The sequence below is a fragment of the Streptomyces sp. NEAU-sy36 genome (genome assembly GCF_013423905.1).
GTDB classification, from domain to species: Bacteria; Actinomycetota; Actinomycetes; order Streptomycetales; family Streptomycetaceae; genus Streptomyces; species Streptomyces misionensis.
In genome coordinates this window covers 8,093,047-8,113,228 of record NZ_CP058977.1, presented here as the reverse complement: position 1 = coordinate 8,113,228, position 20,182 = coordinate 8,093,047, and the positions used below count along the sequence as shown (strand labels likewise).

Annotated in this window: 17 protein-coding genes; 5 read left to right on the top strand and 12 right to left on the bottom strand. The window is 70.3% G+C overall.

Annotation, left to right across the window (positions count from 1 at the left end; genetic code table 11):
* Window positions 1–5: 5 nt before the first annotated feature.
* From HZZ00_RS35730 to HZZ00_RS35695, 8 genes are all read right to left on the bottom strand, one after another.
* Entirely contained in the window at window positions 6–1,418 is a 1,413-nt protein-coding gene (locus tag HZZ00_RS35730; protein WP_070025102.1) for an ATP-binding protein, read from the bottom strand.
* Window positions 1,419–1,432: 14 nt separating this feature from the next.
* Window positions 1,433–2,992: an SCO6880 family protein gene (locus HZZ00_RS35725; RefSeq protein WP_180330169.1), complete on the bottom strand. Its 1,560-nt coding sequence runs from the start codon at window positions 2,990–2,992 to the stop codon at window positions 1,433–1,435.
* A complete protein-coding gene (locus HZZ00_RS35720; protein ID WP_180330168.1) occupies window positions 2,989–4,314 on the bottom strand; it encodes a hypothetical protein in 1,326 nt (441 codons plus the stop codon). Before HZZ00_RS35720 ends, HZZ00_RS35725 begins: the two co-directional genes overlap by 4 nt.
* Entirely contained in the window at window positions 4,304–5,134 is an 831-nt protein-coding gene (locus tag HZZ00_RS35715; protein ID WP_180330167.1) for a hypothetical protein, read from the bottom strand. The genes HZZ00_RS35720 and HZZ00_RS35715 overlap by 11 nt, the downstream gene beginning before the upstream one ends.
* A 138-nt stretch (window positions 5,135–5,272) precedes the next feature.
* On the bottom strand, window positions 5,273–5,581 hold the full coding sequence (locus HZZ00_RS35710; RefSeq protein ID WP_014673544.1) for a hypothetical protein: 309 nt from the start codon (window positions 5,579–5,581) through the stop codon (window positions 5,273–5,275).
* A 357-nt stretch (window positions 5,582–5,938) separates the two neighbouring features.
* The gene (locus HZZ00_RS35705) at window positions 5,939–7,249 is read right to left on the bottom strand and encodes a S53 family peptidase (RefSeq protein WP_180330166.1); all 1,311 of its coding nucleotides are present in this window, start codon (window positions 7,247–7,249) and stop codon (window positions 5,939–5,941) included.
* Window positions 7,250–7,596: 347 nt separating this feature from the next.
* Window positions 7,597–8,952, bottom strand: a complete 1,356-nt coding sequence (locus tag HZZ00_RS35700; RefSeq protein WP_180330165.1) for a peptidase S8 — start codon at window positions 8,950–8,952, stop codon at window positions 7,597–7,599.
* Between the two features lie 425 nt (window positions 8,953–9,377).
* Complete coding sequence (locus HZZ00_RS35695) at window positions 9,378–9,980, bottom strand: TetR/AcrR family transcriptional regulator (RefSeq protein ID WP_180330164.1); 603 nt, start codon at window positions 9,978–9,980, stop codon at window positions 9,378–9,380.
* 53 nt (window positions 9,981–10,033) lie between these two features.
* Here HZZ00_RS35695 and HZZ00_RS35690 point away from each other — a divergent pair, with 53 nt between their 5' ends.
* The 3 genes from HZZ00_RS35690 to HZZ00_RS35680 all read left to right on the top strand — a co-directional run bounded on the left by HZZ00_RS35690 (window position 10,034) and on the right by HZZ00_RS35680 (window position 12,758).
* Window positions 10,034–10,957 (top strand): oxidoreductase, encoded by a 924-nt coding sequence (locus tag HZZ00_RS35690; RefSeq protein ID WP_180330163.1) that lies wholly within the window; start codon window positions 10,034–10,036, stop codon window positions 10,955–10,957.
* 87 nt (window positions 10,958–11,044) lie between these two features.
* On the top strand, window positions 11,045–11,854 hold the full coding sequence (locus HZZ00_RS35685; protein WP_180330162.1) for an SDR family oxidoreductase: 810 nt from the start codon (window positions 11,045–11,047) through the stop codon (window positions 11,852–11,854).
* Window positions 11,855–11,993: 139 nt separating this feature from the next.
* A complete protein-coding gene (locus tag HZZ00_RS35680) occupies window positions 11,994–12,758 on the top strand; it encodes a trypsin-like peptidase domain-containing protein (RefSeq protein WP_180330161.1) in 765 nt (254 codons plus the stop codon).
* Window positions 12,759–12,764: 6 nt separating this feature from the next.
* Here HZZ00_RS35680 and HZZ00_RS35675 read toward each other — a convergent pair whose 3' ends face one another.
* From HZZ00_RS35675 to HZZ00_RS35665, 3 genes are read right to left on the bottom strand one after another with little or no spacing between them, the layout of a single operon-like run.
* A complete protein-coding gene (locus HZZ00_RS35675) occupies window positions 12,765–13,292 on the bottom strand; it encodes a hypothetical protein (RefSeq protein WP_180330160.1) in 528 nt (175 codons plus the stop codon).
* Between the two features lie 50 nt (window positions 13,293–13,342).
* Window positions 13,343–15,586 (bottom strand): hypothetical protein, encoded by a 2,244-nt coding sequence (locus tag HZZ00_RS35670; protein WP_180330159.1) that lies wholly within the window; start codon window positions 15,584–15,586, stop codon window positions 13,343–13,345.
* Between the two features lie 13 nt (window positions 15,587–15,599).
* Window positions 15,600–16,100 (bottom strand): hypothetical protein, encoded by a 501-nt coding sequence (locus HZZ00_RS35665; RefSeq protein WP_180330158.1) that lies wholly within the window; start codon window positions 16,098–16,100, stop codon window positions 15,600–15,602.
* Between the two features lie 169 nt (window positions 16,101–16,269).
* On the opposite strand from HZZ00_RS35665, the gene HZZ00_RS35660 reads away from it, so the two are divergent.
* Window positions 16,270–17,277, top strand: coding sequence for a bifunctional lytic transglycosylase/C40 family peptidase (locus HZZ00_RS35660; RefSeq protein ID WP_180330157.1), 1,008 nt, complete (start codon window positions 16,270–16,272; stop codon window positions 17,275–17,277).
* A 231-nt stretch (window positions 17,278–17,508) separates the two neighbouring features.
* On the top strand, window positions 17,509–18,213 hold the full coding sequence (locus tag HZZ00_RS35655; protein WP_180330156.1) for a phosphatase PAP2 family protein: 705 nt from the start codon (window positions 17,509–17,511) through the stop codon (window positions 18,211–18,213).
* A 159-nt stretch (window positions 18,214–18,372) separates the two neighbouring features.
* Here HZZ00_RS35655 and HZZ00_RS35650 read toward each other — a convergent pair whose 3' ends face one another.
* Window positions 18,373–19,956 carry an FAD-binding oxidoreductase gene (locus HZZ00_RS35650; protein ID WP_180330155.1) on the bottom strand — a complete coding sequence of 528 codons (1,584 nt, stop codon included), beginning with the start codon at window positions 19,954–19,956 and terminating at the stop codon, window positions 18,373–18,375.
* Window positions 19,957–20,182: the final 226 nt, after the last annotated feature.

The window sequence follows — 20,182 nt, the reverse complement described above, 5'->3', positions numbered from 1 at the left end:
CCTCCTTACGCCACCGTGGACTCGGAGTCGCCCAGGTGCTGTTCCACGAAGGCCGCCGCCCGCTGCTCGGCCTCCAGCTCGGCGGCGCGCAGGGCGTCGTCGGCCGCGAGGTCGCTGGAGGACTCGGTCATCGCGCGGTCGGTGAAGACCAGCGGCCGCTCGGTCTCGGTGATCAGGTGTTTGACCACCTGCACATTGCCGTTGACGTCCCAGACCGCGATGCCCGGGGTCAGCGTCGGAATGATCTCCACCGCCCAGCGGGGCAGGCCCAGGACGCGGCCCGTGGCCCGGGCCTCGTCGGCCTTCTGGGCGTAGATAGTCCTGGTCGAGGCCATCTTCAGGATCGCCGCCGCCTCCTTCGCGGCCGCGCCGTCCACCACGTCGGAGAGGTGGTGGACGACCGCCACGAAGGACAGGCCGAGGCGCCGGCCGAACTTCAGCAGGCGCTGGAACAGCTGGGCCACGAACGGGCTGTTGATGATGTGCCAGGCCTCTTCGACCAGGAAGATCCGCTTCTTGCGGTCGGGGCGGATCCAGGTGTGCTCCAGCCACACGCCGACGATCGCCATGAGGATGGGCATGGCGATGGAGTTGCGGTCGATGTGCGAGAGGTCGAAGACGATCAGCGGGGCGTCCAGGTCGATGCCGACCGTGGTGGGTCCGTCGAACATGCCGCGCAGGTCACCGTCGACGAGGCGGTCGAGGACCAGGGCGACGTCCAGGCCCCAGGCCCGTACGTCGTCCAGGGCGACGTTCATCGCCTCGGCCGAATCCGGCTCGGGGTGCCGCAGCCGCTCCACGATGTCGGTGAGGACCGGCTGGCGGTCCACGATGGTCTCGTTGACGAAGGAGTGCGCGACCTTGAGGGCGAAGCCGGACCGCTCGTCCAGGCCGTGGCCCATCGCCACCTCGATGATGGTGCGCAGCAGCGCCAGCTGGCCGGTGGTGGTGATCGCCGGGTCCAGCGGGTTGAGGCGGATGCCGTGGTTCAGGGCGGCCGTGGGGTCCAGCCGGATCGGCGTTATGCCCAGCTCCTCGGCGATGAGGTTCCACTCGCCGACCCCGTCCTCGCCCTGGGCGTCCAGGACGACGACCTGACGGTCCCGGAACCGCAGCTGGCGCAGGACGTACGTCTTCTCCAGCGCCGACTTGCCGTTGCCGGACTCGCCGAGGACCAGCCAGTGCGGGGCCGGGAGCTGCTGGCCGTACAGCTGGAAGGGGTCGTAGATGTAGCCCTTCCCGGAGTAGACCTCGCGGCCGATGATGACGCCGGAGTCGCCGAGGCCCGGTGCGGCCGTGGGCAGGTAGACCGCCTGGGCCTGGCCCGTGGAGGTGCGCACCGGCAGCCGGGTCGTCTCCACCTTTCCGAAGAGGAAGGAGGTGAAGGCCTCGGTGAGGACGGACAGCGGATCCCGCATCGGCGAATCAGCCCCTACCTTCGGATGCCGGTGGCGAAAGGAAGTGTGTTCACGAAGGCGCGGTGGTGCTCCCGGTCGCACCACTCCAGCTTGAGGTACGACTTTCCGGCGGACGCCCTGATCGTGCGCTTGTCGCGGGCGAGGGATTCCGGAGTACGGGCGGAGACGGTGATGTAGCCGACGAGGTTGACGCCGGCGGCGCCGCTGGCGAGGTCCTCGCCGCGCTGGTCGAGCCGGTTGTGCGCGGCCAGGTCGCGGGGGTCGACGGTGCGGTTCATCTTGGCGGCGCGGGACGCCTCCGCCTCGTCGTTGGTCTTCTCGGTCAGCATGCGCTCGATGGCGACCTCGGTGGGTTCGAGGTCCATCGTGACCGCGACGGTGCGGATGACGTCCGGGGTGTGGACGAGCAGGGGCGCCAGGAAGTTCACGCCGACCGGGGTCATGGGCCACTCCTTGACCCAGGCGGTGGCGTGGCACCAGGGGGCGCGGGTGGCGGACTCGCGGGTCTTGGCCTGGAGGAACGTGGGTTCGGTGGCGTCCAGTTCGGCCGGCCAGGCGTTGCGCCGGGTCATCGCCTGGATGTGGTCGATGGGGTGGTCCGGGTCGTACATGGAGTGGATCAGGGAGGCGAGCCGGCCCTGGCCGAGGGGCTGGCGGACGCGGATGTCGGCTTCCTGGAGGCGGGAGCAGATGTCGGTGAGCTCGCGGGCCATGACGACGGCGAGGCCGGCGTCGCGGTCCAGCTTGCGGCCGGACTGGGGGCGGGCGGCGCGGGCCATCGCCTGGGCCTCGGCGGCGAGTTCACGGCTGTAGTGCATGCAGGCGACGAGGTAGGCGCGGTGCTGCTCGCTGCTGGTCGACACCATGGACTGGAGCTGGTCGTAGGACCGCTGAAGCCATTCGGGGGCGCGTCCGTCGCCGCGCTGGGCGACGTCCTTGGCGTGGGCGTCGGGGTCCGCGGGCAGGGTGCGGGCGAGCATCTGGAGCCGAGTGACGAAGCCGTCGCCGTTGGCGACGTGCTTGAGCAGGGTGCCGAACCGGTCGACCAGGGCCTCCTGGTCCTCGGAGTCGCGCAGGCCGACGCCGGGGCCCTCGATCTCGATGGCGGCGGTGACGGTCTTGCGGTCGGCGTGCAGCAGTACGGCGATCTCGTCCGGCCCGAAGGGCGCGGCGAGCCAGCTGATGCGGCCGATGCCCGGGGGCGGGCCGACCTCGACCTCGGCGCCGTCCAGGCGGGTGCCGGCCTCCATGGCGCCCGACCGGTAGGTGGCGCCGCGCTTGAGGGTGCGCTTGTAACTGCGGTTGATCTCGAACCACTTGTAGAAGGTGCGGCGCTTGTACGGCACGTAGACCGCGGCGAGCGCGAGCAGCGGGAAGCCCGTCAGCAGGACGATCCGCAGGGGCAGGTTCGGTACGAGGAGGCCGCACATCATGCCGAGGAACGCGCCCACGACGATCAGCGCGATCTCGCCGGACTCGCGGTTGCGGCCGATGATCGCGTTCGGCCGGGCGCGGCCGATGAGATACGTACGGCGGGGCGTGATCGGATGGGACAGGTGGGACTCGGTCGTCAACGCCCTTCACCTCCCGTGCGGTTGTTGCGGGTGTTGCCGGCGTGCGGGGTGTTGACCGGGCTGGCGGCCCGGGGCGCGGGGGCGGCGGCTTGGCCGCCCCCGCCGGAGGTACGGCTGCTGTGAGCCGCGACGCCGCCGGAGACGGGGTTGGCCGGGCGGGGCGTGCTGGTGCCGCCGCTCTGGGCTCCGCCGTTGTTGTCGGCGCGGGAGCTGTGGGTCTTGATGCCCTGCGCGACGAGGGTGGCGGGGGAGCTGATGACGGCGGCGGCCTTGCCCTCGGCGCCCTGCATGATGCGGTTGTTGCGGCCGCTGGCGATCTCGTCGCCGAAGCCGGGGACGAAGCGGTAGATCGCGGCGCTGGCGAAGATGGCCAGCAGGATGATGGCGAGGCCGGAGACGACGGCGGAGAAGGCGTCGGGGCCGTTGCCGGAGGAGAGGGCGCCGGCGAGGCCGAGCACGATCACGATCACCGGTTTGACCAGGATCACGGCGATCATGATCCCCGCCCAGCGGCGGACGTGTCCCCACAGGTTCTTGTCCACGAGGCCCGCGTAGACGACGGTGCCGAGGAGGGCGCCGACGTAGAGGAGGGCGGCGCGGATGACGAGCTCCAGCCACAGGACGCCGGCGGCGAGGATGCTGACCAGGGAGACGACGATCAGCATGATGGGGCCGCCGCCGATGTCGGTGCCCTTGCTGAGGGCGCCGGAGAAGGTGCCGAAGAACGTGTCGGCCTGGTCGCCGGTGGCTTTCGCGAGGACGTCCGTCACGCTGTCCGTGGCGGAGACGACGGTGTAGAGGATCAGCGGCGTGAACGCCGACGCCATCACCGTCAGCCACAGGAAGCCGACGGCCTCCGAGATGGCGGTGGTCAACGGCACACCGCGCACCGCGCGCTTGGCGACGGCCAGCAGCCACAGCAGCAGCGTCAGGATCGTGGACGCGGCGAAGACGATGGCGTACTGCTGGAGGAACTTCTCGTTGGTGAAGTCGACGGTGGCGGTGTCCTTGACGGCGGAACTGAGCTTCTTGACGGTCCAGGCGGCGGCTTCGGCGCAGCCCTTGGCCAGCGAGGTCAAGGGGTCGAGGCTGTCACCGAGCGGAGCGTCGGTGGAGCCGGACGAACCCTTGGAACCGTTGTTCCTCTCGCAGAGCTCCTTGGCGGCGTCATGGATCAGCGCACAGGCGTCGCTGCTCGACGTGGGGGACGGAGTCGGAGACGGCGAAGGAGCGGCGACGGCACGCGCGGCGAGGAGCAGTGTGGCCGTCTGCACCGTGCCGAAGACCGCTGCGATCTTGAGGCCGCGGTGGTTAGCGGGCATAGGTGAACCCTCCGTACTCCTCGACGGCCTTCGTCATGTCGTCGGCGGTGGAAGCCCTCTGGTCACGGCCCACGGGTACGGGGCCGTCCTTCTGCTGGTCGCTCGAGATCTTCCAGTCGTTGTCGACCCACTTCAGCACGTATGTCGCCGTGTACCAGCTCTCCGTCACCGGGTTCTTGGAGGCATTGCCCGAAAGTCCGAAAAGCGTGGTGTACCAGACCTGGACCGTGGTCTTGTCCGGTTCCGCCGCCACCACCTTGGTGCCCGCGGGAATCACCCGTGAGACGAACAACTGTCCCGCCGGTGCGCTGCCGTCCTTGGCCAGGCCGACGTTGGCGAGGAACTCCGGGCTCGAGTACGCGCTGTCCGTGGCCGACAACCGGGCGGCCGCGACATCCGGGGCGTAGACGGTGTTCACGATCTCGTGCCGTCTCGCGGTGTTGAACATGTCCGCCGAGCCGAGCGCCACCGCGTAGTTCACCGCCGCGCTCTGCGCCCCCTGCTCGGTGTGTGCGAAGCCCGAGGGGATACCGCGGGTCTTCGTCCCCACCGGACGCGTGCCCGTGGCGTCGGTGGGCGCAGTGCTCGGCTGGGCTCCCTTGGTCGTCGAGCTGTCGGCTGACGAATGGTCGCCCCTGTTCGCGAACGCGATCGCTGCGATCAGGAGGACGACGACGCCGACGACCGTGATCAGGCCCCGGGAGGGGGAGCGGGTGGGGCGGCGGGGGGCGCCGCCGTAGGGGTCGTTGTCGGGGAGGCGGGTACGGGTGTGGCCCGTGTCGCCGTAGTCGGAGTAGCCCTGCTCGTCCGCGGGACTCATACCGGGTACGCCCCCTCCACCTCGTAGACGTACGACGGTAGCCGTGCTGGTTCCCGCGCGGGCGCGGTGTGGTGACTCGACATCAGGGAAACGCAACCTCAGCCGGTGGGCACGACGGACAGGGAGGGGACAGGGAGGCTAGACCGCCATGCCGTAGACGATGGTGAACAGCGTGCCGAGGGAGCCGATGATGAAGACTCCGGTGAGCCCGGCGATGATGAGGCCCTTGCCCTGCTCGGCGCTGAAGGTGTCGCGCAGGGCCGTCGCGCCGATGCGCTGCTTCGCCGCGCCCCAGACCGCGATGCCGAGGCAGAGCAGGATGGCGACGGCCATCACCACCTCGATCATCACCTTGGCCTCGTTGCCCAGGCTGCCGAAGGGCCCCCAGTCCGGAGCGATCCCGCCGATGATGGTGTTGATGTCTCCCTTGTCGGCCGCAAAGAGCATGTAAGTCACCGCCCCTGGTGGGTAGTTCCGCGAGTCCTCTGCGGTGTGCAGAGGTCAGGCCTCATTGTCGCCGACAACGTCGCCGTCGTATGTCGACTTGACGTCATTGACTGGCGGGTTTCGTACGAATACGTCGTACCGTCACTCTGTGTATCACGGCAGGTCACCCCGGGCAACGAGGTCTGACCGGAACCTGCCGTGTGGTCCCGTCGTTGACCTTCTTTACGCCCTGGCGCGGTTTTTGACGGCCGGTCGGGTGAGAAGCCGTTTCGATGGTCTCACGCGTGGGCGCCCGGAAACGGCCGAGGGCCCCGGCGGCGGGTGCCGCCGGGGCCTGTCGGGAGTGGTCGGGAAGGGTCAGCCGGTGAAGGCCGAGACGCCTGCCGGGGTGCCCCAGCCGGTCGGGCCGTCGTAACCCGAACGGGCGGTGCACAGGTAGCTGGTGGAGCAGGAGCCGTTGCTGCCGCTGGTGACGTCGTTCAGCGCGGTGGTGCCGGCCTTCGCGTAGGGGAACTTGGCCGGGTAGCTGCCGCTGCTCGGGGTGCCGGCGAGGGCGTAGACCGAGGCGATGATCGGGGAGCTGGCGCTGGTGCCGCCGAAGGTGTACCAGCCGGCGGTGACGCCGTAGGAGTCGTAGACGGAGACGCCGGTGGCGGGGTCGGCGACGGCGGAGACGTCGGCGATGGTGCGCTTGGCGCAGCCGGTGTCGGTCTGCCAGCTGGGCTTGGCGTCGTAGGCGGAGCAGCCGGAGCCGGTGCCCTCGGTGCTGGAGGTGTTCCAGACGGTCTCCGACCAGCCGCGGGTGGTGGACGCCTTGTTGAGAGCGGTGCCGCCGACCGAGGTCACGTACTGGGAGGCGGCGGGGTACTCGGCGCCGTAGCCGGAGTCGCCGGCGGAGACGGTGATGGCGACGCCCGGGTGGTTGAAGTAGGAGGAGTCGTAGCTGCTGTCGGAGGAGGACTCCGAGCCGCCGTAGCTGTTGGAGACGAACTTGGCGCCCAGCTTGACCGCTTCGTTCACCGCGGTACCGAGGTTGGTCATCGTCGGGGTGGTGGCCTCGACCAGCAGGATGTTGCAGTTGGGGCAGATCGCGGAGGCCATGTCGAGGTCGAGGGAGATCTCCTCGGACCAGCCGGCGTCGCTGGTGGGCAGCGAGGTGGTGGAGCCGGTCTGGCTGACCTGCTTGAAGCAGCCGCTGGCCTTGGTGCAGGCGGGCAGGCCGTAGTACGAGCGGTACTTGGCGAGGTCGGCTTCGGCGTTCGGGTCGTTGTAGGCGTCGACGATCGCGATGGTCTCGCCCGAGCCCTTGGAGGAGGCTGCGGAGGTGAGGCCGTAGGCCGCCTGGAGGTCGGAGGGGCCGTACCCGGAGGGTGTCGAGGCGTTGGCGGCCTTGGGCGTGATGCCGGTGCGGGCGGCCTGTTCCTGCTGGAAGGCGGTGAGTCCGCCGGTCACGCGCAGTGAGTCGCAGGCGAGTTCACCCTGGTGCTTCGGGGTGGCACAGGGGGTCTTGGCCCAGGTCGCCCCGGCGGGGGCGGCGGTGGCCGCGCCGGCCTGGACGGCGGTGCCGAACCCGGCGAACGCGAGTACGGCGGCGGCGGCGAAGACGGTGCCGACGCGGCGCCGGCGGCCGGGTGCGGCCGTGGTGCCGGCGGCGGGGGACGTACGCATGTGCAGCCTCCTGATGTTCCGGTCGAGGGGTGGGAACAGGGGCGTTGCTTGTGCGTGCGGCGGTACGACCAAGACGATGACTTGTTGAGTACGCGACAACAAGAGGGAGGTTGCGTTCGCGCGGGAATCCTGGCTTCCGCCTTACCCGATGTTGTCGTTCTCTTGACCAGACTCACAGGTGGCGCAAGGGAAACGGGCGGGGCCGGGTGCGGGCACGCCGGAGGGCGGACCACGGCCGGCTGCCGTGGTCCGCCCTCCTTCTTTCCGTGCCGCCGAGGGGGCCCCACGCCCCCCTCATCGGCGGCGCCCCGTGACCCGACGGGGTGTCCCGTTCGCGGGTCGGCGGCTCAGCCCGTGAAGGCGGCCGTGCCCTCGGGGGTGCCCAGACCGGTCGGGCCGTCGTAGCCGGACCGGGCGGTGCACAGGTAGCTGGTGGAGCACGAGCCGTTGCTGCCGCTGGTGACGTCGTTCAGCGCGGACGTACCGGCCTTGGCGTACGGGAACTGCGCCGGGTAGCTGCCGCTGCTCGGGGTGCCGGCGAGGGCGTAGACCGAGGCGATGATCGGGGAGCTGGCGCTGGTGCCGCCGTAGGTGTTCCAGCCGGTGCCGTCGGCGCCGTAGGTGTCGTAGACGGAGACGCCGGTGGCGGGGTCGGCGACAGCGGAGACGTCGGCGATGGTGCGCTTGGCGCAGCCGGTGTCGGTCTGCCAGCTGGGCTTGGCGTCGTAGGCGGAGCAGCCGGAGCCGGTGCCCTCGGTGCTGGAGGTGTTCCAGACGCTCTCGCTCCAGCCGCGGGTGGTGGACGCCTTCTTGAGGGCGGTGCCGCCGACGGCCGTCACGTACCGGGAGCCGGCCGGGTACTGGGCGCCGTAGCCCGAGTCGCCCGCGCTGGCGGTGATGACGACGCCCGCGTGGTTGTAGTACGACGAGTCGTAGCTGCTGTCGGAGGAGGACTCCGAGCCGCCGTAGCTGTTGGAGACGTACTTGGCGCCCAGCTTCACGGCCTCGTTGACCGCGGTGCCGAGGTTGGTCATCGACGCCGTCTTGGCCTCGACCAGCAGGATCTTGCAGTTCGGGCAGGTCGCGCTGACCATGTCGAGGTCGAGCGAGATCTCACCGGCCCAGCCGCTGTCGGCGGTGGGCAGCGAGGTGGTGGAGCCCGTCTGGCCGACCTTGGTGAAGCAGCCGTTGGCGGTCGTGCAGGCCGGCAGGCCGTAGTACGAGCGGTACGTGTTGAGGTCGGCCGCCGCGTTCGGGTCGTCGTAGGCGTCCACGATGGCGACGGTCTCGCCCGAGCCCTTGGAGGAGGCGGCGGAGGCCAGGCCGTAGGCGGACTGGATGTCCGAGGGGCCGTAGCCGGTGGGGCTGGAGGCGGTGGCGTTCGGGCTGATCGTCCGGGGCGCGACGCCCTTGACGGCGGCCTGCTTCTCCATGAAGGCGGTGGTGCCGCCGGTCACGCGGAGCGCGTTGCAGGCGGCGTAGCCCTTCTTCGGGGTGCCGGCGCACGCCTTCGTGTACTGCACATGGGCCTTGGCGACCTGGGCGGCGATGGTCTTGGCGCTCACCTTGTGCGGGGTGGCCGCCTCCGCGTGGGCGGCGGTGCCGAGACCCGCGAGGGCGAGCGCGGTGGCTGCGGCGGCGGCCGAGCCGATCCGGCGCCATCTGCCGGATATGTGGGGGTGGGTCGGGGTGGTCGTACGCAACGTACAGCCTCCTGGGAGTGATGGGGAGAGGCCTGCGGTGGGGTCCACCGGCGGGTTGTGCCGGTGGGGCGGCGGCCCGCGACGACCATCGCTTGTTGAGTACGCGACAACAAGGGGTTTTCGGAATCCTGACTTCCGCGTTACCGAAACGGGGTGCCCGGCTTACTGATCAATGACGGGCGGATGGCGGAGAGGTGACCTGCGGAGGCGGTGCGTGAGATGTCGACGGACCGGTTGCGCAAGGGGTGTTGGCCGCGTGTGTCGTCGACAAGGCGCTCCCATACGGGCGTTGCTGGTCCGCATTGCCGTTCAGGCTTGCACGAAAGGGGGTTGAGCAGGCATTTAGCCGACGTCCCTTGCGGCGGCCGGGCGTTGACCCGCCCGGCCGCCGATTCCTCGCCGCCTGCTCGGGTGTTGACCGGCCGTCAGCGGGGCTTGAGGCCGTGCAGCACGAGCCGGACGTGGTCGTCCAGGCCGGCCAGGACCTCCTCGGCGTCCAGCGCGCAGCCGGCGATGAGGGCGGCCAGGCCGTGCAGTCCGGCGGCGGCGGTCAGGGCGATGCGCTCGGGATCGCCCTCGACGATCTCGCCCCGCTCCTGGGCGTCCGCGAACATCCGGGTGAGGGAGCCGAAGGTGCGGTCGACGGCCGCGGCGAGCGGCGCCGAGCCGTCGGGGTGGTGCTTGCGCGCGAACATCAGCTCCAGCAGTGCGGGATGCGCGACGGCGAAGCCGAGGTAGGCGCGTGCGCTCGCGGTCATCCGCTCGTCGAGGCCGGGCCCCGCGTCGGCCGCTTCGGCCAGCGCGCGCTCCAACCGCTCGTACCCCTCCAGCGCGAGGGCGTCGAGCAGGGCCTGCTTGTCCTTGAAGTGGCGGCCCGGGGCCGCGTGGCTGACGCCGACGTCCCGGGCCAGCGCGCGCAGTGACAGTGCGCCGGCCCCCTCCTCCCGCAGAGTGCGCTCGGCGCTCCTGAGCAGCGCGGCGCGCAGGTCTCCGTGGTGATAGGGGCGACTTTCGGGCATGCGCCCCATCGTATCCCGATGTTGTCGTTGACATCATTGTTGCCGCTGCCTACATTGTGGGGATGGCTGAGACGACCGGCGCGCGCGGTGCGCGCAAGTGGAACGTGACCCACCTGCCCGACCAGAGCGGCCGTACGGCCGTGATCACCGGCGCCAACAGCGGCCTCGGGCTCATCACGGCCGAGGCGCTGGCGCGGGCCGGGGCGCACGTGGTGTTCGCCGTACGGGACGTCGCGCGGGGCGAGGCCGCCGCGGCGCGGGTCGGCGGCAGCACCGAGGTGCGCCGGCTCGACCTGGCGGACCTGGACTCGGTGCGCGCGTTCGCCGCCGGCTGGGACCGGCCGCTGGACCTGCTCGTGAACAACGCGGGCGTGATGATGCTGCCGGAGGGGCGGACCGCCCAGGGTTTCGAGCGGCAGTTCGGCACCAACCACCTCGGGCACTTCGCGCTGACCAACCTGCTCCTGCCGTACGTCACGGACCGCGTGGTGACCGTGGCCTCCTCCGCCCACCGCTGGGGCAGCCGGCGCATCCACTTCGAGGACGTGAACCTGCGCGGCCGCTACCGCCCGGCCCGTGCCTACGCCCAGTCGAAGCTGGCCAACCTGCTGTTCACCCTGGAGCTCCAGCGCCGGCTGACCGAGGCCGGCTCCCCGGTGCGGGCGCTCGCCGCCCATCCGGGCTACGCGGCCACCAACCTTTCGAGCCACCACGCGAACCCGGTGGTCAGGGCGGGTATGGCGGTCGCCGACCGGCTGGTGGCGCAGAGCGACCGGGCCGGGGCCCTGCCCACCCTGTACGCGGCCAGCCAGGACCTGCCCGGCGCCTCCTACGTCGGCCCCGACGGCTTCGGCGAGTGGCGCGGCGCCCCCGCCCTGGTCGCCCGCAGCGCCGCGGCGAGCGACCCGGAGGCGGCCCGGCGGCTGTGGACGCTGTCCGAGGAGCTGACGGGCGTCGAGTGGAAGGCGGCGGGCGGACACGGCTGAACACGGCGGGCAAGCCCCGGGTGACCGGATACCGGATACGGTGACGGAAAGGGACACCCCCGGGACGCGACTACGGAACTGAGACCCATGACCGCCGCAGAGACGGGCGGCACCGGTGCCGGCGCGGGCGCCGGTCCCGGCCCGGTGAGCTTCCGGCTCGACGGCCGTACGGCCCTGGTGACGGGGTCGGCGCGCGGCCTCGGCCTGGAGATGGCGCGCGGCCTCGCGGGGGCGGGCGCGCGGGTGGTCCTCAACGGCCGGGACCCGGCGGCCCTCGCGGCGGCGGCCGAGCGGCTGCGGACGGACGGCGGGTACGACGTCACGACCGCCGCGTTCGACGTCACGGACCGGGCGGTGGCCGAGCAGGCGGTCGAGGCGCTGGGCGACCTCGACATCCTGGTCAACAACGTCGGCCACCGTGACCGGCGGGGCGTGGCCGAGATGAGCCCGCAGGAACTGAACGTGCTGCTCGACACCGATCTGACGTCGGCCTACGCGCTGAGCCAGGCGGTGGCCCGGGGCCTGGCCGCGCGCGGGGTGCCGGGCCGCATCGTCAACGTGTCGTCGGTGGTGGGGCAGTTGGGCCGTACGGGTGATGTCGGCTATGCCACCGCGAAGGCGGGCCTCGACGGTCTTACCCGGGCACTCGCGGCCGACCTCGGCCCGAGCGGGACGACCGTCAACTCCGTCGCGCCGGGCACCTTCGCCACCGCGGCCAACGCCGAGCTGACGGCCGACCCCGGCTGGGAACGCTGGCTGCGCACCCGTACCGCGCTGGGCCGCTGGGGCCGGCCGGAGGAGATCGCCGGTGTCGTCGTCTTCCTGGCGAGCGACGCGGCGTCCTTCATCACCGGGCAGACCATCGCGGTGGACGGTGGGATGACGACGACGTTCTGACGCCGGGTGAGCGGTGGGGAGGCGGGCGGGGCGGACCGCCAGTACCGTGGTGGCTGCACCGGCCATCGGGAGGTTTCTGCCGAAAATCTCAGCGAAGTCGGAGCGGGTTTCTCACCTTCGTGAGACAGAGTGAGGCCTGATGAAGCGCATCACACGCATCTCGGTCACCTCGCGTCCCGCGTTGCTCGGGGCTGTGGTGATGCTCGCCCTGACGTCGGCGTCCGTGGCCGCCGCGGATGACGGGCCGGGACCCCTCGGGGTCACCGCGGACGCCGTCGCGACCGCGCGTGCCGCGCGGGTCGGCGCGCTGTTCGGCGCGGACCGCGCGAACCGCCTGGCCGGCGGGCACTTCTGCACCGCGTCGGTGGTGCACAGCCCGCGGGGTGACCTCATCGTCACCGCCGCGCACTGTGTGAGCGGCTCCGACGACGACCTGGTGTTCGTGCCGGGCTACCGGGACGGGCAGGCGCCCTACGGGGTGTGGAAGGTGACCCGGCGTTTCCTGCCGGACAGCTGGGCCACGGACCAGGACGAGGACAGCGACCTCGCCTTCGCCACGGTGGCCGATCTCGGCGGCCGGAGGATCGAACAGGTGGTCGGCGGCAACCGGTTCGTCACCGGTGCCTTCACCGGGGCCACGGCGGTGACGGTCACCGGTTACCCGGACTCCCGCGAGGTCCCCATCCGCTGCACCAACAAGCCGCGCCGCCAGAGCGCCACCCAGCAGCGCATCTACTGCCCCGCCTTCACCGGCGGCACCAGCGGCAGCCCCTGGATCAACGGAGACCACCAGGTCGTCGGCGTCCTCGGCGGCCACGAGGAGGGCGGCTCGACGGACGACGTGTCCTACAGCGTGGTGCTGGGGGCGCGGGCGGGGGAGCTGTACCGGGACGCGACGAGCTGACGGCCGCTACTCGGGGAACGGCTTGCCGGATGCGCAGGTGTCGGTCTTCTCGGCGGCGTTCGTGTACTCGGTGATGAGGTGTTTCATCGCGGTGGCGTCCTGGTGGTCCGCCGAGTGCATCTGGAACGCGGTGAAGAGGCGAGCGCCCAGAAGCTTCTTGCTCGTGCAGTTCCGCGTCTCGCCGAACGCTTCCCAGCCGGAGTAGAGGAACCGGCCGCCCTCGGCGCGGTGGTCCAGTTTGGAACTGGCCTGTCCGCCCACGTAATAGGTCGTATTGGGGGCGTCTGCCAGCCACTGCAGCGAGGTCTGCGCTGCGAGGCGGGAATCGACGCGGACCTCGCAACGGACTCCCCAGCCGTCGGATAGCTTCTGCTTCGTCGTCAATCTCCGCCCGCCCGGCAGGAACGGCGTCAGCGCCTTACTGTCGACGGGAATCCCGCACAGAGTCCGCGGAACCGCGTACTCGCGCTTCTCCTCCGTGCCGCCGCACCCGGCGAGCGCGACCAGAAGAGCGGCGGCGGAGACGGCGGTCACAGGTCGCAGTATGGCGCGAACCCGGATGGTGTCCACAGGCTTCCGCTCCTTCATCCCGCGATGTCCGCTGTATTGCCGGGGTCCTGGCCATGCAGGATTGCCTGGGCGTTGTAATAGCCTTGGTGGCTGGCATTCGACGCATAATTCACCAGGTCTGGACTCAGGTGGTAGCGCTTTACTGCCAGCTCTGTTGCAGTTTGCGTGTATTTGCTGTTGCGATCCAAGCCGGTCTGCCAGACCTGGGATTCGTTGTCATGAGCGTCATCCGCCGCGTTGCCCTGCACGTCTTGGAAAAGCCACTGTAGTGCCGAGCCAGTTGCAGTGCCTGCGGCGCCGCCCACGATCCCACCGGCCACAGGTGAGCCGATGAACGACGTGCCCACGCCGACGGCGGTACCGATGCCGCCGGAAATCAGGTTCTGGTACTGGGCGACGGCGTGGTTGAAGGCGTCGTCCTTGCCCTTCGCCGCACTTCCGATGGCCTCCATGCGCCCCAGGCCGAGGACCCCGGAAACCTCGCCGCTATGCTCCGCGACGGTCTGCACGAGAAGTTTGTGGTCGCTGGTGAAGCGTTGATCGGCAGGCAGGTCGGGGGCCAAGTGGTATTGCAGCAGATTGGACATGTACGCCTTCTGGCCCACTTCGACCGCAGCGTATCCCTCCGGATTCTGTCCCACGGCGAAGAGGAATTTGTTGACGTCCCTGCCGTCGAGGTGGGCGGCGGACCCGTCGACGGGGTACAGCAGGTCCGTGTGCGGCAAGTCGGTGTTCGCCCTGTTGATGTCCGGCAAATACTCCGCCGCGATCTGCCCGAAGCTGTCGGACATGTAGCCGCGCTTCGTGAGGAGTTCGGGTTTGTCGGCGGTGGCGGAGACGATGTCCTCGAACAGGCTGGTCTGGGCGGGCGTGTGGGCCGGCGTGTCGATGGTCGGCATCTCGCCCGCCGGGTGCCCGGTGGTCGCTGCCTCCAGGGCCTGGGCCAGGAAGTTCTGGCCGACGGTGCTGTGGACGCCGTGGGGGTCGATGGAGTCCATCGGCCAGTGGCGCTGTTTGAAGAGGTAGTCGAAGTTGGACACCGCGGACTTGTGGTGGGAGTCCTGTGGGATGAAGTCGTCGTTGAAGAAGTCCGTCGCGGCCGCCGGGTTGTTCGACAGGCCCTTCAGATAGCCGTTGAGCGGGTCCCAGCCGCCGTCGCTGCCCTCGTAGTTGAGCTGCGGGCAGATGCTTGCCTGCCAGGCCACGTTCTTGCCGTCGTCGGTGTAGAAGCGCTCGGTCTTCATCAACGCGTGGCCGTAGTCCGTCATGAACTTGTCGTCGAAGTCGCCGTCGCGCATCAGGTTGCTCATCACCTGGAAGCCGAGGACATTGCCGTTGGTGCCGACGGCCCTGCCACCGGTGTCGATGACCTGCTGCTTCCACTGCGTCATACCCGCGCTGTCCGACTGGCTCGCGGTGGCCAGGGTCAAACTGAGGTTCTTCTGCAACTCGGCGAACTTGTATCCACGCTCGTAACCGAGGTGCCCGCCCTCACGGGAATCGTTGAGCCCGAGCCAGAAGTCCTCCGTGCCCTTGGCGCCGAGACGCTCGGCGAACTCCTCGGCGAACAGCGGATCGTCGTGGTACTGCTTCAGGCCGTTGTTGATCGCGTCGAAGTCCTTCGCGGTCAGCCGCCGCGGATCCTTCTTCGCGAGCCTCGCCAGCCCGTCCGCCTCCTGGACCGCCTTCTCCGCCTGGTCACGGTTCTTGTAGACGACGCCGGAGAATCCGTACTTGCTCTCGTCCACGAGCGCCGTGAGCACCTGGGACGCGGTGCTGTCGCTCTGCGCCGCGGCGTTCAGGATCCCCTGCACACGGTCGCGCAGGCCGTCTTCGTCGGCGACACTGTGCTCCGGCACCGAGGTGCCGTGCGCCGCGCGGTCGGGGTGTACGACCATGGTGACGACGAAGCCGCCGTCCGCCGACGGGATCACTGTGAGGTTCTTCTTGCGGCCGTCCTCGACCGCCTGGTGCAACTGCTGTTTGTAGGACTTCAGCTCGTCACGGGTGTCCTGGAGGATGTTGTGGATCGACGTCGCCTCCTTGGCGGCGTCGTCGAACTCGCCCGCGGTCTTGCCGATGAATTCCTTGGAGACACCGGCGTTCACACCGTGCCAGTCGGCCTTGACGGCCTTGTCGTGCAGACCGTCCCGCGCCTGTTTCTGTAAGTCGGTGAGGTTGCTTACCAGCAGGCCCCAGTCGCTCACCGCGTCGTCGAGCAGTTTGAAGTCGGCTTGGTAGAGGTCTTCGAATTTCACCGAGCGTCCTCCCTCACTGCTTCTTCTTCGGCTTGGGCGTCTCGTAGACCGGGTTCTTCCTGCCCGGTGGGCCGACACGCTCGTCGAAGCCGGCGTCCAGGGTGTCGATGCTGCTCATGTCGCGGGCGATGTAGCCGTCGTCCCCGGAGTGGATCTTCTGGGTGACGTGCATGTGGTTGGCGATCTGCGCGCAGGCGTCCAGCAGCGACTTCAGCTGGTCCTCCCAGCGCTGGTGCACGTGCTTGAGGCCGGCGCCCAGGGCGAACCCCTGTTCGGTCAGGTCACCGGCCGCCGACTCGCTCGTCGCCTGCGCCACCCGGGCTCGCTTCCATAACTGGTTGTACAGGTCGTGCGCGTTCTTGCCGATCGCGGCGAGATCGGCGTTGGTGACCTTGAGGTCGCCGTAGGTGGTGCTCCCCTCGATGGGGGCCGCGTGATTGAGCTGCATCCGCGGGGAATCCGCGCCGCGCCGCGCCGCGTCGGTCTTGAGCCGTTCCCACTCGTCCCACGCCATCTCCGGTGCTCCTCCCCCTGCGTGTCCCGGGCCCGGGCGCCCGGGACGTCACCGAGGGGCTCATCGTAGGGGGAGGCCGAATCGGTCGTGGCTCGGACGGACGTTCTCGTGCCGGCGGGCCGTGGCTTCTACACTGCTGTGCGGCGGACTGGCAGGCGGCGAGGGGCGGTTGACGGTGCGTAAGGGGTGGATCGTCGGTGGCGCCCTCGTCGGGGGTGGGCTGGCCTTCGTCATGCTGCTCGTCGTCGGGGTGTACCTGGTCGCGGGGAACCTGGTCGGCGGGATGGTGGCCGGCGGGCGCGCGCTGGCCAAGGGGGCGGTGCCCGCCGCGTACCAGCAGCTGGTGCAGAAGTGGGGCAACCTGTGCCCCGCGCTGAGCCCCGCGCTGCTCGCGGCGCAGCTGTACCAGGAGAGCGGCTGGAACCCGCGCGTGGTCAGCCCCGCCGACGCCCGGGGGATCGCGCAGTTCATCCCGAGCACCTGGGCGACGCACGGCATCGACGGCAACGGCGACGGCAAGCGGGACATCTGGGATCCGCAGGACGCCATTCCATCGGCGGCGTCGTACGACTGCGAACTGGCGAAATACGTCAAGGACGTTCCGGGCAACGTCTCCGACAACATGCTCGCCGCCTACAACGCGGGCGCCTACCGCGTCATCCAGGCGGGCGGGGTTCCGGCCATCAGCGAGACGCAGAACTACGTGCGGCGCATCCGCAGCCTCGCGGAGAGCTTCGCCGCGCCGCCGACCCGGCTCGACCCCACCCGGCAGGCCGCCGGCGCCATCGACTTCGCGCAGAAGAAGCTCGGTACGCCGTACCTGTGGGGCGGCGAGGGCACCGCCGCGCAGGGCGGGCGGTTCGACTGCTCGGGGCTGACCCAGGCCGCGTACCGGAGCGTCGGGATCTCGCTGCCGCGTGTGGCCAACGACCAGTACAACGCCGGCCCGCACCCCTCGCGCAGCCAGCTTCTCCCGGGCGACCTGGTCTTCTTCTCGCACGACCCCAACGACTCCCGGGCCATCCACCACGTGGGCATCTACGTCGGCGGCGGGTACATGATCGACGCGCCGCGGACGGGGGCCGTGATCAGGTTCGACCCGATCGACGGCGCGGATTATTTCGGTGCCACCCGGGTAACGGAAGATGGCGCAAAAGCGCTCCCCACGTCGGTCTAAACCGCGCGTGAACCTGTGCCCTGAGCTGCGATGATGAGTCTCTCTTCGGTAACGTCTGCGTGATCTTTCAGTGGAGAGTGGAACGTATTGATGGTGACCGTGCGTTCCTGTTGACGTAGCCCGGCGGACGTCAGTACGGCGCAGTGCAACGGAAGCGGAACTACGAACCACGGGGGTCGGTGCGACGCACACGAGGTGCGTCCGGGAAAACGACGAAGGGGCCGCAGCGCCATGGCTGTACTCGCCGAATCCGGATCGAACCCCGACGTCGAACTGCTCTATGACATCAACGGGCTGGCCAAGGACGCCCCGCACTGGTTCGACCGGATCATGGAGTTCGTGGGCGAGTACGGGCTGCTCCTCGCGATGGTGCTGCTGGTGGTGTGGTGCTGGTGGTCCGTGCGCCGGCGGGGCGGTGAGGACGCGGCGTCCTCGGTGGCCGCGCTGGTGTGGGCGCCGCTCGCGGCCGGTATCGCGGTGCTGGTGAACATCCCGATCCGGGGATTCGTGGAACGGCCGCGTCCCTTTGTGGACCACCAGGGGCTCGATGTTCTCGTCGCGGGCAAGACGGACTTCTCCTTCGTCAGCGATCACGCCACCTTGACGATGGCGCTCGGTGTGGGGCTGTTCGTCGCCAACCGGAAATTCGGCATCGTCGGGATCGGCCTGGCGCTGCTGGAGGGTTTCTGCCGGGTGTTCATGGGCGTCCACTACCCGACGGACGTGATCGGCGGATTCGCCCTCGGGACGGCGGTGACCCTGCTTCTCGCCCCCCTGGCCTCGGCCCTGCTCACCCCGCTGATGCGGGCGGTGGAACGGTCGCCCCGGGCGGGCCGGCTCGTGCGGCGCCGGACCGCGGCCGAGGTGCCCGTGGTGCCGGGGGCGCGCAGGACCGTGGAGCCGGTGGACTCGGAGGAGCGGGATCTGGCCGCGTAGCGGTCCCCGCCGCCTTCGGATCCCCGCGCGTACGGAGAAGACCCGACCCCTTCGGATCCCCGCGCGTACGGAGGAGACCCGTCCCCTTCGGATCCCCTGCGCGTACGAGAAGAACCGTCTCCTTCAGATCCCCTGCGCGTACGAGAAGAACCGTCTCCTTCAGATCCCCTGCGCGTACGAGAAGAACCGGTGCGGGTCGTACTGCGCCTTCACCTGCGCCAGCCGGGCCGCCGCGTCGCCGTAGTACGCCTTGCGCCAGTTCGTCAGCGTCGGGTCCGTGTAGTTCTGGTACGCCGCGCCGGAGGCGTGGGGAGCCATGGCGCGGTGGGCCGACGTCAGCCAGGACTGGGCCGTGGCGCCGGAGGCGCCCGCCGGCCAGGACGCGATGTACTGGGCCAGCATGCGCGAGCGGCGGTGGACGAACGCCGTGGCCGTGGGGGCGACCCGGTTGACCGCGCCGCCCAGCGCGGTGAACGCGATGCTGCCCGCGCCGCCCCGCACGGAGGCGATCTGGCGGAGCACCGTCTGGATGCCCGCCGCGGACAGCGAACGGTCGAAGAAGTCGGAGCGGGCCGCGTACGTCTCGCGGCCGAGCGCGCCCCGCGGGGAACGGCCGGGTGTCGGGCCGGGCAGGTGGCACTGGGCCTGCGCCGAGAAGGAGGAGCAGCCGGCGTAGATCTCCATCGCCTGCTCGTAGCCCCGGCGGTGCAGGGAGACGGCGGAGGCGTCGGCGCCGGCCAGGTGGGCCAGGCGGTCCACGGCGTTCTGCAGCTCGCCGTACGTGCCGAGGGAGAAGCAGGAGACGGAGACGGCCGGGGTGCGGCCGGGGGAGCAGGACAGGTGCAGCGAGGACCAGATCTCGTCCGGCTGGCCCGGCCCCCACTCCTGCCACGCCTTGAGCACCGCCGCCGCCTTCGACCAGGGCCAGGACAGGTACGCGGTCACCGCCTGCGGCGCCGGATGCGTCCTGAAGTGCAGCTCGGTGACGACGCCGAAGTTGCCGTTGCCCGCGCCGCGCAGCGCCCAGAAGAGGTCGGAGTGGTTCTTGGCGTCGGCGGTGAGCTGCTGGCCGTCGGCCGTGATCAGCGTGGCCTGGGTGAGGCTGTCGCAGGTCAGGCCATAGGCGCGGGAGACGACGCCGTGGCCGCCGCCGAGCACCAGGCCGGAGACGCCGACCGTGGGGCAGGAGCCGGCGGGTATGGTCACGCCCTTGGCGGCCAGCCCCCGGTAGACGTCGATCAGCTTGGCGCCGGCGCCGACCACCGCCTGGCCGCCGCTCACCCGGATTCCGCCCAGCCGGGAGACGTCCACGACGAGGCGGTTGTCGCCGGAGGAGTAACCGGCGTAGGAGTGGCCGCCGTTGCGGATCGACACGGGTATGTGCCGGGCCTTCGCGTACGACAGAACCGTACGGATGTCGGCGGCGTGCGCGACGTAGGCGACCGCGGCGGGCTTCAGGCCGTCGAAGCGGGTGTTGTACAGCTGGTGGGCCGTCTTCCACTGGGCGTCGCCGGGGCGGACCAGGGTGCCGTCGAGGTCGTGGGCGAGGGCGGTCCAGTCCGCGGCGGCGCTCGCGGTGGTGGTCCTCGCGGCCGTGAGCGACGGTGCGGAGGCACCGGAGGCCCCGGACGTGCCCGAGGGGTGCGTCGAGGCCGCCGCGGGGTGGCTCCCGCCCGCACCGCACGCGGTCACTGCCGTCGCCAGCGCGGCCACGCCGCCCGAGATGAACGTACGCCGTTCCATGTGTCCGTCGCCTTTCCCCGGCCCTCCGGGCCTCCGCGGGCCCCCTGACCCTCGTGGCCCCCGCGAATCGAGACGACGGCGCGCGCCGCGGGGTTCCCCCGTACGGGTGCCGGACATCGCACGGGTGTCCGTTCGGCCCGGTCATCGGGATCTGGGCGTGGCCTCCCCGTGAGCATTCCGTTACCTCACCGGGCCGACGGCAGGGGTTCACCCGTCGTTCATTTAT

What these genes read in the sequence shown, in the direction of transcription:
- HZZ00_RS35730 (WP_070025102.1), bottom strand. Translation starts at nt 1,418, where the DNA reads ATGCGGGATCCGCTGTCCGTCCTCACCGAGGCCTTCACCTCCTTCCTC.
- HZZ00_RS35720 (WP_180330168.1), bottom strand. Translation starts at nt 4,314, where the DNA reads ATGCCCGCTAACCACCGCGGCCTCAAGATCGCAGCGGTCTTCGGCACG.
- HZZ00_RS35715 (WP_180330167.1), bottom strand. Translation starts at nt 5,134, where the DNA reads ATGAGTCCCGCGGACGAGCAGGGCTACTCCGACTACGGCGACACGGGC.
- HZZ00_RS35710 (WP_014673544.1), bottom strand. Translation starts at nt 5,581, where the DNA reads ATGCTCTTTGCGGCCGACAAGGGAGACATCAACACCATCATCGGCGGG.
- HZZ00_RS35705 (WP_180330166.1), bottom strand. Translation starts at nt 7,249, where the DNA reads ATGCGTACGTCCCCCGCCGCCGGCACCACGGCCGCACCCGGCCGCCGG.
- HZZ00_RS35695 (WP_180330164.1), bottom strand. Translation starts at nt 9,980, where the DNA reads ATGGGGCGCATGCCCGAAAGTCGCCCCTATCACCACGGAGACCTGCGC.
- HZZ00_RS35690 (WP_180330163.1), top strand. Translation starts at nt 10,034, where the DNA reads ATGGCTGAGACGACCGGCGCGCGCGGTGCGCGCAAGTGGAACGTGACC.
- HZZ00_RS35685 (WP_180330162.1), top strand. Translation starts at nt 11,045, where the DNA reads ATGACCGCCGCAGAGACGGGCGGCACCGGTGCCGGCGCGGGCGCCGGT.
- HZZ00_RS35680 (WP_180330161.1), top strand. Translation starts at nt 11,994, where the DNA reads ATGAAGCGCATCACACGCATCTCGGTCACCTCGCGTCCCGCGTTGCTC.
- HZZ00_RS35665 (WP_180330158.1), bottom strand. Translation starts at nt 16,100, where the DNA reads ATGGCGTGGGACGAGTGGGAACGGCTCAAGACCGACGCGGCGCGGCGC.
- HZZ00_RS35655 (WP_180330156.1), top strand. Translation starts at nt 17,509, where the DNA reads ATGGCTGTACTCGCCGAATCCGGATCGAACCCCGACGTCGAACTGCTC.
- HZZ00_RS35650 (WP_180330155.1), bottom strand. Translation starts at nt 19,956, where the DNA reads ATGGAACGGCGTACGTTCATCTCGGGCGGCGTGGCCGCGCTGGCGACG.